11 protein-coding genes and 2 pseudogenes are annotated in these 12,071 nt (G+C 31.1%); 5 read left to right on the top strand and 8 right to left on the bottom strand.

What is annotated here, in order from left to right; genetic code table 11:
- Positions 1–1,352 (bottom strand): annotated as a pseudogene (locus KA894_RS14555) (BCCT family transporter); the annotation flags it as partial.
- Positions 1,353–1,549: 197 nt separating this feature from the next.
- Between KA894_RS14555 and KA894_RS14550 the strand changes: the two are divergent.
- Positions 1,550–1,981, top strand: a complete 432-nt coding sequence (locus tag KA894_RS14550) for a universal stress protein (protein WP_107385322.1) — start codon at positions 1,550–1,552, stop codon at positions 1,979–1,981.
- A gap of 272 nt (positions 1,982–2,253) precedes the next feature.
- Positions 2,254–2,928, top strand: coding sequence for an IS6-like element IS257 family transposase (locus KA894_RS14545; RefSeq protein ID WP_011303376.1), 675 nt, complete (start codon positions 2,254–2,256; stop codon positions 2,926–2,928).
- Between the two features lie 41 nt (positions 2,929–2,969).
- Here the strand turns inward: KA894_RS14545 and KA894_RS14830 are convergent, their stop codons facing one another.
- A complete protein-coding gene (locus KA894_RS14830) occupies positions 2,970–3,104 on the bottom strand; it encodes a hypothetical protein (RefSeq protein ID WP_259409325.1) in 135 nt (44 codons plus the stop codon).
- Positions 3,105–3,203: 99 nt separating this feature from the next.
- Between KA894_RS14830 and KA894_RS14540 the strand changes: the two genes are divergently transcribed.
- Both KA894_RS14540 and KA894_RS14775 read left to right on the top strand, forming a co-directional pair.
- Positions 3,204–4,349: a globin domain-containing protein gene (locus tag KA894_RS14540; RefSeq protein WP_192945743.1), complete on the top strand. Its 1,146-nt coding sequence runs from the start codon at positions 3,204–3,206 to the stop codon at positions 4,347–4,349.
- 19 nt (positions 4,350–4,368) lie between these two features.
- Positions 4,369–4,557, top strand: a complete 189-nt coding sequence (locus KA894_RS14775) for a hypothetical protein (protein WP_226953612.1) — start codon at positions 4,369–4,371, stop codon at positions 4,555–4,557.
- Positions 4,558–5,046: 489 nt separating this feature from the next.
- Here KA894_RS14775 and KA894_RS14770 read toward each other — a convergent pair.
- The 6 genes and pseudogenes from KA894_RS14770 to KA894_RS14825 form a co-directional block, all read right to left on the bottom strand.
- A pseudogene (locus KA894_RS14770) lies at positions 5,047–5,801 on the bottom strand (ISL3 family transposase).
- A gap of 98 nt (positions 5,802–5,899) precedes the next feature.
- Positions 5,900–6,592, bottom strand: coding sequence for a Crp/Fnr family transcriptional regulator (locus tag KA894_RS14520; protein WP_011867731.1), 693 nt, complete (start codon positions 6,590–6,592; stop codon positions 5,900–5,902).
- Between the two features lie 16 nt (positions 6,593–6,608).
- Entirely contained in the window at positions 6,609–7,160 is a 552-nt protein-coding gene (locus KA894_RS14515) for a Dps family protein (protein ID WP_192947499.1), read from the bottom strand.
- Position 7,161: 1 nt separating this feature from the next.
- A complete protein-coding gene (locus KA894_RS14510; RefSeq protein WP_011867729.1) occupies positions 7,162–7,398 on the bottom strand; it encodes a heavy-metal-associated domain-containing protein in 237 nt (78 codons plus the stop codon).
- Between the two features lie 63 nt (positions 7,399–7,461).
- Entirely contained in the window at positions 7,462–9,312 is a 1,851-nt protein-coding gene (locus KA894_RS14505; RefSeq protein ID WP_192945746.1) for a heavy metal translocating P-type ATPase, read from the bottom strand.
- 305 nt (positions 9,313–9,617) lie between these two features.
- On the bottom strand, positions 9,618–9,743 hold the full coding sequence (locus KA894_RS14825) for a hypothetical protein (protein WP_264291841.1): 126 nt from the start codon (positions 9,741–9,743) through the stop codon (positions 9,618–9,620).
- A gap of 516 nt (positions 9,744–10,259) precedes the next feature.
- Here KA894_RS14825 and KA894_RS14500 point away from each other — a divergent pair.
- Positions 10,260–12,035, top strand: coding sequence for an oleate hydratase (locus tag KA894_RS14500; protein WP_192959492.1), 1,776 nt, complete (start codon positions 10,260–10,262; stop codon positions 12,033–12,035).
- Positions 12,036–12,071: the final 36 nt, after the last annotated feature.

Genomic DNA, 12,071 nt, shown 5'->3' with positions numbered 1-12,071 from the left:
CATATAGCAAGTAAAATAACAGCTACGCCCCATATAATTTTCACAAAACCTGAAGGATTTAAATTGCCAAATGAAGTTTGCATACCCAAAACAAAAGTAGCAGAATCGGCAGAAGTAATAAAGAAAGAAGCTATTAAAGCCAAAGCAATAATAGATAAAATGAAACCAAACGGCAATTCGTTAAAAATACCGAACAATTGAGTTTCGGGTGGCATTTTAAATATACTACTATTTACTTTTCCTATTTCAATACCTGTTGTACCAAAAGCACTAAACCAAATAATACTAACTGTAATAGGTACACTTAAAACCGCAATTAAAAATTCTCTAATACTACGTCCTTTTGATATTCTAGCAATGAATACACCTACAAATGGACTCCAACTCATCCACCATCCTAAATAATAGAGCATCCAAGAATCTAACCACATAGATTTTTGTTGATTTAATGGAGCAACATCCAAGCTATTAATAATTAAATTATTTAAATAATCTCCTGTTGAACTGGTCATAATATTTAAAATGAGGATTGTAGGCCCAACAATAGGAATAACAATTAATAAAATAGCTGCAAAAACCATATTTAGATTACTTAAGTATTGTATACCTTTGCTTAAACCTGTCCAAGCACTAAACAAAAATAATACTGTTATAACAACGATAATTATACCTTGTACAATTATATTATTAGGAACTCCAAATAAATAATTTAAACCACCATTTAATTGTATTGCACCTATTCCTAATGACACTGCTACTCCAATAACAGTAGCAAATACAGCTAATACATCGACAACAACTCCTAAGGGTCCTTCTACTTTATTCCCTAATAAAGGTCTTAGAGTTCTTGAAATTAGTCCGTTTTCTCCTTTTCTAAATTGGGAATATGCAAGAACCAATGCTACAATGTCATATATTGACCATGTATGAAAACCATAGTCCATAAATGTAGATTTAAAAGCTTCTGCCATAGCTTCTTGTGTTTCTGGTTTTGCATTTGGTGGAGAGAGGTAATGTGATATTGGCTCAGAGGAACCATAAAATACTAAACCAATACCCATACCGGCACTAAATAACATTGTTAACTAAGAAATTGTTCTAAATTCTGGTTCATCTTCTGGTTTTCCTAACTTTAATTTTCCTATTGGGCTAAATATTAAGAAAATAGAAAAAGCTATGATGACCGCATATAGCAACATATAATACTAACCAAATGTATTTGTCACCCAAGCTGATATAGCGTTGGTAATTTCTCCAAATTGTTTAGGAAAGCTTGTACCTAACAATACAAGTATTCCAATGATACTGGCGGAATATATAAAAACATTGGAAACTTTGTTTTTCTTACTCATCACGTTAATAACTCCTAACTATAAAAAAACAGATGTTTAGAATCATAGCACAGTAAAAAGATTATTCAATAGTGAATCTGAAATATATTAATTCAAGGAATATATTTGAATAATTTGAATATGAGAATAGGCATATATATTCAGGGTATATATAAGTAATAGACATTTAAATAATAAGTAATAGGAGGCTGGTGTAGATGTTCAAAAATATATTATTACCCTATGATTTCGAAAATGATTTTAGTGCTATCCCTGACTATTTAGAAAAAGCCACCGATGAAGATTCAGTTGTTGTAATTTATCACGTTGTAACAGAAAATGATCTTGCAATTAGTGTCAAATATTATAATAAGCATAAAAAAGATATTATTAGAGAAAAAGAAAAAAATCTCACTCCATTTTTACGTGAATTAGAAAAAAGAGATATTCAATATAAAATAGATGTAGATTTTGGGCCTATTAAAAATACAATCTTAGAAAAAATTACTTCTGGAGATATAAATAATGGTGAATTTGATTTAGTAATTATGAGTAATCATAGAGTCAATTTGAATATTAAACATGTTTTAGGAGATGTTACACATAAGATTGCTAAAAGAAGTTCTGTCCCAGTACTAATTGTTAAATAAACATAAGAAGTAAGAAATTTATTAATTCAAAAAGCCTAAATACTTTCTCACAAATCGAGAGAGTATTTAGGCTTTTTTATTTTTTTAATAAACGTAATGAATTTAATATAACTAATATTGCTGCACCTGTATCACTTAGAACAGCTAACCAAAGTGTTAGTAATCCAGGGAATACTAACACAAAGGCAATTAATTTAATAATTATAGCAAAATATAGGTTCTGTTGCAAAGTTGAACTTATAGTATAATTTTAACAAAAAGGAGTCTTCTGTATGAACTATTTCAGATATAAACAATTTAACAAGGATGTTATCACTGTAGCCGTTGGCTACTATCTAAGATATGCATTGAGTTATCGTGATATATCTGAAATATTAAGGGAACGTGGTGTAAACGTTCATCATTCAACGGTCTACCGTTGGGTTCAAGAATATGCCCCAATTTTATATCAAATTTGGAAGAAAAAGCATACAAAAGCTTATTACAAATGGCGTATTGATGAGACGTACATCAAAATAAAAGGAAAATGGAGCTATTTATATCGTGCCATTGATGCAGAGGGACATACATTAGATATTTGGTTGCGTAAGCAACGAGATAATCATTCAGCATATGCGTTTATCAAACGTCTCATTAAACAATTTGGTAAACCTCAAAAGGTAATTACAGATCAGGCACCTTCAACGAAGGTAGCAATGGCTAAAGTAATTAAAGCTTTTAAACTTAAACCCGACTGTCATTGTACATCGAAATATCTGAATAACCTCATTGAGCAAGATCACCGTCATATTAAAGTAAGAAAGACGAGGTATCAAAGTATCAATACAGCAAAGAATACTTTAAAAGGTATTGAATGTATTTACGCTCTATATAAAAAGAACCGCAGGTCTCTTCAGATCTACGGATTTTCGCCATGCCACGAAATTAGCATCATGCTAGCAAGTTAAGCGAACACTGACATGATAAATTAGTGGTTAGCTATATTTTTTTACTTTGCAACAGAACCTCCAAATATATCTGCTGTTTTAGGATAATCTGTTACAACATCTGCTACTATATCTTGTCTAGTAATCATTATAATAACCTCCTTACATTTAATAATATAATCATAATTAAATGTCATAAAATATTCATTAAGCAAGTAAAATATTCAATTATACAAGCCTTATATTTTGCTTTAAATAGTATATAATACAATAATATTTATTGAGGAGGTTTTATTATGCTTACAGAGCAAGAACAAGATATTATTAAACAAACTGTACCCTTATTAAAAGATAAAGGTACTAAAATTACGTCTGTTTTTTATTCCAAAATGTTTGAATCTCATCCTGAATTATTAAACATGTTTAATCAAACGAATCAAAAAAAAGGGATGCAATCTTCAGCGTTGGCGCAAGCTGTACTAGCTGCTGCAATGAATATCAATAATTTAGAAGCAATTAAACCAGCAATTATGCCTGTAGCACATAAACATTGTGCTTTACAAGTCTATCCTGAACACTATCCAATCGTAGGAGAAAATTTACTTGCTGCAATTCAAGATGTTACAGGATTAAAAAGTAATGACCCAGTAATTCAAACATGGGCAAAAGCTTATGAAGATATTGCAGATGTATTTATTGAGATAGAAAAAGATATTTATGATCAAATGCTATGGGATGGATTTAAACCATTTCAAATTACTCAAATTAAACAAGAAACAAAAGATATTAAATCTTTTAAAGTTGAATCTGATGACTATGACTTAAGTCAATTTAAACCAGGTCAGTATATTACAGTAGATGTTTCTAGTGAAAAGTTACCATATAGAGCTAAACGTCATTATTCAATTGTAGATGGAGATGAAAAATACTTAGTATTTGGTGTAAAACGTGATGTTACCACTGAACATGAAGGCGAAGTTTCAACAATTTTACATGATGAAATATCAGAAGGAGACATGATTAATTTATCTGCCCCTGTTGGTGTTTTTTCAATAGAAAATCCCGAAAGACCTCAATTATTTATTGGTTCAGGCATAGGTACGACACCATTAGTTTCAATGTATAAAAAATCTGCTTCATTAAACGTTCCAACTCAAATGATTCAAGTGGTTGTAACAGAAGATGAACGTCCATTTGCTCAAAAACTTGACGATATTACAGCTAATCATGAACAAGCACAGTTACATTTACATGTAAAAGACCAAGAAGGGTATCTAGAAGCTAAAGAACTAGAACAATATTTAAGTCAACAGTCTGAAATTTATATTTGTGGTGGTACAAAATTCTTACATTCAATTATAAATTCACTTAAAGAGTTAAATTGTGATATGAACTGCGTTCATTTTGAAACATTTATTCCTCGTTTAAGTGTTCAAATTTAGTTTTAAAGAAGGGTATTAAATGAAATTGAATTTTAGATATTTGAAAGTATTTGCTTTATATATGACAAGTACATTAATCTCTAATTTTATTACACCACATAAACCTTTACTTAAAACTTTGTTACAAGGAATTTTAGGATATAGTGTATTTGCTCTAGGACTTAAATACTTAACACTCAAAAAAAGAATTAATTTTTTTAATGAATAGTGGCCATCAACTAGCTGCTATTTTTTCTTTAGAAAAAATCCTAATGGAATTGGGAATATTCACCAGCAAGCTGACCAAAATTAAATTTTACATTGTAAAATTTAAAGGTTTATAAGTATATAAAATAGTAATAAAATATTATTTTATTTTTTAATATAATAATATTTTTATAAGGCCGTTATAGGGGGATTTTATTAAAGGTGGGATAGATAATGAATGTATTAACGCAAGAAGATAGAATACAAATTTTATCTGATATTGTTGAAATTAAAACCGTAAATGATAATTAATTAGAAAGGTTCTGTGTCAAATAGTGTTGGGGACCAAAAGTAAATAATCACAGTTAAGATTTAAATGAAATTTTTAATAACTGAAAGGCCATGTTTATTTTCAAGATAAGCATGACCCTTTTCTCGCCCTTAGGCGAGAAAGTCGGATCAAGAGTTGGATAATTAATAATGAAAGCTAACAAGTGTCATCGTCTAATATTTAAGCTGCAACTGGTTGGAAAGTCGCAGGTAGTGGATTAGATGGTTTAAAGATCAGTTTAAATTGTAATAGAATTCTGGCTCTGAAATTTCTAAAGCTTGCGTAGCCATATCCTGTACGTTTGATTAACTTAATCTTGTTATTCATACCTTCGGTAGGACCGTTAGAAACACGATAAATTAAAGCATTTTCGACATATGGTAAGAATCTTTCCAGTGTATTAATCGTTTTTCTTACCTTTTTATTTAATCTGACTTTCTTTAAATCTTGTAAAGTGGCTAATAAGTAACTGTAGTCTCTAGTTTTTGTCGCAAATTTAAGGTCATTCATCACTTGGTAAGCTTGTTGTAATTTCGGAGAAAGACTTAATAAATAATCTACCATACGTTGCTCAGTCATCTTTTCATGGTATAGGCGATGATAATAATAGTTTGAAAAATCGAGATAATCAGCATTTTTTAATATCAATCTCTATTGATTTTTTAGTTTTCGATAATCTGTAGGGCGACTTTTTTTGATTTCATTTATGACTGCAATCCACATTGAGTTAATTGTATTATTTAGTAATTGTACGATATGAAAACGATCAATAACAATTTTTGCATTAGGGAAAAAGCCTTAACAACACTTATATATGGAGAATATAAGTTCATTGAAATCGTCTTTACTGCAGCTCGTGCTTCTTTAGAATAGCGATGGAAATACCGAATTAACGACTGCTGTTTTCGATCCTCTATAATGTTTCCTGCTTTCAAGTATATTGTGGTAATTTACTTTATTTTAGGATTTCATGGCCTTTTTGTATACCCAAAAAACCGTGAGAGTATTATCCTCTTACGGTTTTTTCGGCATTTTAACTTGATGAAAATAATAATTCATCTAAATCAAATATCTCAATATATTTATGCGTATGTTGTTTAATTAAACCTTTTTCTTCCAATGCTGAAAACTTTCGACTTATTGTTTCAGGAGTTGTACCCAAATAAGAAGCTAGATCCTTCTTTGACATTGGTAAGGTCACATAAGTATGATTTTCTTCATTCTCAACGTATTCTGATAGAAAATCAATAATACGAGACTCTACTTGCTCCATACCAACCTGCATCGTTTGCTTTTCTGATACCTGTAAACGTTTCGTAACGTCTGATAGGATTCTTCTCATAATTTCTGGGTAAGCATCTAAATAGTCATTCATATCCTTTTTATGAATTCTACATATACTTACTTCTGATATTGCTTCAGCATAATTAGAATGGTAACTTTCAGTTTGAAAAATAGCCACTTCTCCCATAAAATCACCAGGATTTAGTATGCGTACAGTTTGTTCACGACCGGATTCATTTAAGTTATAAATACGTACACGCCCATTATTTACGATATATAGTGTGTCATCTTTATCACCACTTCCAAATAACAACGCATTCTTTTCATAATGTACTTCATGCGCTGATTGTGCAATTAAACTCATTTGTTCTTCATTTAGGTGGTTAAAAATCGGAACTAAACGTATACAATCTACATGACTATGGTGATGATGGTGTGCCATACAACTTTCCTCCTAATTAATCATTATCTATATAGTCATCGTCTTCTAGCGCATCCTTGTTAACAAAGGCTTGAAGTTGCCAAATATTTACATCTAAATAATCTTTATAACTAATTAGTAAATCCTCTAACGCATCATCTGCTTCTTCTTGGGCTAAACGCATTGCACGAATGGTAAATTCACGGTTAGATCTAAAATCCTCTACTAACTGTAAGACCATTTCTTCAGCAGAATAATATTTTTCAGACAGATCTTCAGAAATCGTTGTAAATTTTTGGAATTCGGTAGTTGTTGATGCTGGCTTAAATCCTGAAGATAGTAAACGTTCTGCAATTTTATCAAACCATGTTTCATTTTCATTATATAGTTTTTCAAATACCTCATGCAATGAATAAAAATTTGTGCCTTTTACATACCAATGATATTGGTGTAATTTTACATGCAAGGTATGAATATTAGCCAGTACATGATCTGTAACAGCTGCTGCATTAATCTTAGTATGATGAATGTGTTCTTTATAGGCTTGTTCAGCAGCTAATTTTTCTTGTCTTTCATTTACTGTTGTCATTTTATACACCTTCCTTTACTTTTGAACTAATAACGGAATATCCTAAGTTTTCAATAGCTTTTTCAATTGTATTCAAATTGACTTGTTCTTCATCAAAATCCACTTTTACCTTACTTGCATTGAACAGCACTTTTACAGAATCTTTTTCTACACCAGCAGTCTGTTTTAAACCACTTTCAATTTTTTGTAAACATGATGGACAAGTTAATGTTTCTAATTTTAATGTTGCTTTAGTCATATCTATCACTCCTTTAAATAAATTATATAAGGTATTTTTTTAAAAATAATTGACACGGATCAATTATCTTAATTGATAACTTCTTAATCTCATTGCATTTAAAATAACGACCAAAATACTTGCCTCATGAACTAACATACCAATTGACATAGACATCCATTCACTAAATATTAAACTACCCAATAATATTATCACCACACCAACAGCAATGAGAATATTTTGTTGCATATTCGCGTATGTCCCTTTAGCTAAACCTAAAGCATGGGGGAGACGATTAAAATTGGAATTCATTAGAACAATATCTGAACTTTCAATAGCCACATCTGTCCCATTTCCCATAGCTATCCCTACTCCTGCAATAGCTAGAGAAGGGCTATCATTCACACCATCACCAATAAAAGCAACAATTTCACCAGTAGACTGTCTTTCTTTTAAAAATGCTTGCTTGTCCTCTGGTAGCATATCGCCATGGGCCTCGGTTAATCCTAGCTCCTTTTTAACTAAATTAACTGTACCTTGATTATCCCCTGATAATACAATGAGATTTTTAACACCAAGTGATTTTAATTTTTGTAGGTCTTGTTTAACGCTTGGTCGAACTTGGTCACGGATTTCCATTAAAATGATTAACTGACGATCAACTGCCGTTAATACAATTGAACTACCGGCTCTTTCTAATTTATCTAATTCTTTAAGAACATCATTAGATAGTGGAATACTTTCTTGTTCCATTAAGGTTTTATTCCCTACTGCAACAATGTGTCCGTCAACGTGAGCAATTATACCCCCACCTTTTATAACCTGTGTACTCTCTACAGGTCTTAGTTTATATTGCGCTAATTTATTTGTAATAGCGACAGCTAAGGGATGGTCAGATTCCCTTTCAATCGAGTATAATAAAGATAAATCCTCCTCTTGATCATTTCCATAGTAAACGAATTCGCTAACTTCAGGCTTTCCTTCAGTTAAGGTACCTGTTTTATCAAATAGGACTGTATCTACATTCGCAAAATGACTAATCACTTCAGAACCTTTAAACAAAATACCATTCTTTGCACCATTTCCTATACCCGCGACATTTGAAACAGGTACACCAATGACCAAGGCCCCTGGGCAACCAAGTACTAATACAGTAACTGCAAGTGCTGTATCTTTAGTTAATACCCAAACTAATAGCCCAATGATAAGTACTACAGGTGTATACCAACGAGAGAACTGGTCAATAAATCGCTCAGCTTCCGATTTAGAATCTTGTGCTTCTTCTACTAACTCAATAATTCGACCAAATGTAGAATCTTCCCCAATTCTATCAGCAACTATTTGAATAGTCCCATTATCCATAATGGTACCGGCAAATACTTCATCACCTTTCTCTTTCTTTAGAGGTAAAGATTCACCGGTGATATTAGCCTCATTTACATGTCCTTTTCCAGTAGTTACCCTACCATCTACTGGAATCTTAGCCCCAGTTTTTACTATGAGAATATCTCCTTCCTCTACTTCATCAATATCTACTTCTTCAAATTGTCCGTCGTACAATTGCTTAAAAGCAGTCTCTGGAGCCATTTCCGTCAACTCTTTAATAGCAGACCGTGTTTGCTTAAGTGTACGCTGTTCTAAATATGATCCAAATAAAAATAAGAAAGTAACAATAGCTGACTCTTCGTAATTTTGAATAAAGAAAGCACCAATAACCGCTATAGTTACTAAAACATCAATACTCACTACTTTTACTTTCATAGCCTGATAAGCCTGTATTGCGATTGGTATAACACCCAATATAGAAGCAATTATAAAAGCACTATTAAAGATAACCATATTGCTAAAGATAAAATGTGCAATAAAACCTATAATAATAAGTAAACCACTAATAACAGTAATATGATTTTTATGTTTCAAAATAGTCTGTTGCATATAAACCTCTCCTACACTTTAGTTTAACCATAGTGTATTCGTTTTTAAGAAATATAAACTTGACCTATATCAATCTTATCTAATAAATATAGCGAATAACATTTAGGCTTAAACAGATAGATATATATAAATAACTAGGACATATACTCATGACCTAATTATTTTTATTATTGACTATTTACTCTTTCATATAATTTTTGTTAGCATTTAATTCCTTTTTATAGCTCAAATGCTCATTCATCTTAAGCTTATTCTCTAAACGGCTAGCAGTCGCAATGCTAGCCGTTTTATTTTTATTATTGTTTTTAACTTGTACTTTCTAATTCTTGAGGGATTAATATAATTGTAAACCTCTTTTCAAAATATTCTGAACTATCACTAATTAAAGTAAGTAAATATTCATTATCTTTTTTCTCAATAGTATATTTCATAACTACTTCTTCTGATTTATTTCCAGTATAACTAGGTTTATTAAGTGTAAATGTTATTTCTGTTTCTTCTTCATTTAATGTATATTGATAAGCTGTTGTTATTGATAAAATATTAGAAGAAGAAAATATAACGGTGTCATCAGCGAAATCTGCTTCACCTGAATTACCATTACTTTGGACAATATTCCAATTATTTTCTTGTAAATCTTCGTTTCATAAATTGCTACATCAAAACCAGAGAAAGTAATTTGAAAAGTGGTTTGTCTTCCTTATGTTGCCCCATCAACTATTATGAATTTTTTGAAACTCATCGTTACTTCTCCTTAATATAATCCTGAAAACCACAATATACTCTTATGTTAACAAATTACAATAAAAACCTAAAAAATCAAAAAATCATAAAAGTAAAATAGTAAATTTTATGATTTTTTGTATTTTAATCCTCAGAGGCGTATATTAAAAGTATAAAGAATTGGAATATTGAGAGATTATACTTATTAAAAGGGTGATGTTCTTATGTATTATACTAACAGTAATTATGAAGCTTTTGCGCGTCCGAAAAAACCAGAAAACGTTGATAAAAAATCAGCATATTTGATTGGATCAGGTTTAGCTTCACTAGCAGCAGCATGTTTTTTAATTCGTGACGGGCAAATGAAAGGTGAAAATATCCATATTTTAGAAGAATTAAACATCTCAGGGGGAAGTTTAGACGGTATTAATATGGAGCATCATGGATTTGTTGTACGTGGTGGTAGAGAAATGGAAAATCATTTTGAATGCTTATGGGATTTATTTAGAAGTATTCCATCATTAGAACAACCTGAAGCATCTGTGTTAGATGAATTTTATTGGTTGAATAAGGAAGATCCTAACTATTCAAAATGTAGAGCCATTTATAGTGGAGGAAAACGTATTGAGACCGATGGCAATTTCACATTATCTAAAAAAGCAATTAAAGAAATTTTAAGTTTATGCATGAAAAAAGAAGAAGATTTAGAAGATGTTAAAATTTCCGAAGTTTTCACTGAAGATTTTTTAAACTCTAATTTTTGGTTATATTGGAAAACGATGTTTGCTTTTGAACCTTGGCATTCAGCAATGGAAATGCGGCGATATCTTATGCGTTTTGTTCACCATATTGGTGGTTTGGCAAATTTTAGTGCTTTAAAATTCACTAAATATAACCAATATGAATCTTTAGTATTGCCAATGATAGAATATCTTAAATCATATGGTGTGCATTTTGAATACGGTGTTCAAGTTGACAATATATTGGTCGATTCAACATCATCTAAGAAAATTGCACGAGAACTTCTTATAAACAAAAATGGTAAAACAGAGTCTATACCCTTAACTTTAGATGACCTTGTTTTTGTAACAAATGGTAGTATTACTGAAAGCTCAACTTATGGGAATAATGACCATCCTGCTCCACCAACGAAAGCATTGGGAGGTAGTTGGACATTATGGAAGAATCTAGCTAATCAGAGTCCAGAATTTGGAAGACCTGAAAAATTCTGTGATTATATTCCAAATAAAAGTTGGCTAGTATCTGCAACAACAACAACTAATAATAAAAAAGTTATTTCTTATATTGAAAAGTTAAGTAAACGAGATGTGTTATCTGGTCGTACCGTTACAGGGGGGATTGTAACAGTAGCTGACTCTAGTTGGCAACTTAGTTTTACAGTCAACCGCCAGCAACAATTTAAAGAGCAGCCTAAAAATCAAGTCAGTATATGGATATATGCATTGTACTCTGACGTCAAAGGTGATTTTATTAAAAAACCAATCACTGAATGTACAGGTAGTGAAATATGCCAAGAGTGGTTATATCATATGGGAGTGCCACAAGATGAGTTAGTTGAATTGGCACAAACAGAATGTAATACGATTCCTGTTTATATGCCTTACGTGACAGCTTACTTTATGCCAAGAGCATACAAAGATCGTCCATTGGTTGTTCCTAATGGCTCTAAAAACTTAGCATTTATAGGTAATTTTGCTGAAACAGAACGTGATACAGTATTCACAACTGAATATTCTGTACGTACGGCTATGGAAGCTGTATATCAATTATTAGAAGTAGACAGAGGTGTACCTGAAGTGTATGCTTCTGAATTTGATGTACGTGTACTTATGGATGCTTATTATCAATTAAACGATCGTAAATCATTACCTGAATTAGTTAATAAGAACTTTCTTAAACGTTCAGTTCTAAAAAAAGGGATGGAAAAAATACATGGCACATTCATTGAAGAATTATTACGCAAACATAAGTTATTATAAAAGTGGTTCTGTTGCAAAGTAACTTTTAAAAGGCAT

This window comes from Staphylococcus sp. GDY8P131P, assembly GCF_017891975.1.
Taxonomy (GTDB): Bacteria; Bacillota; Bacilli; order Staphylococcales; family Staphylococcaceae; genus Staphylococcus; species Staphylococcus nepalensis.
The sequence above is the reverse complement of the archived record's forward strand: the minus strand, read 5'-3'. Positions and strand labels throughout refer to the sequence as shown.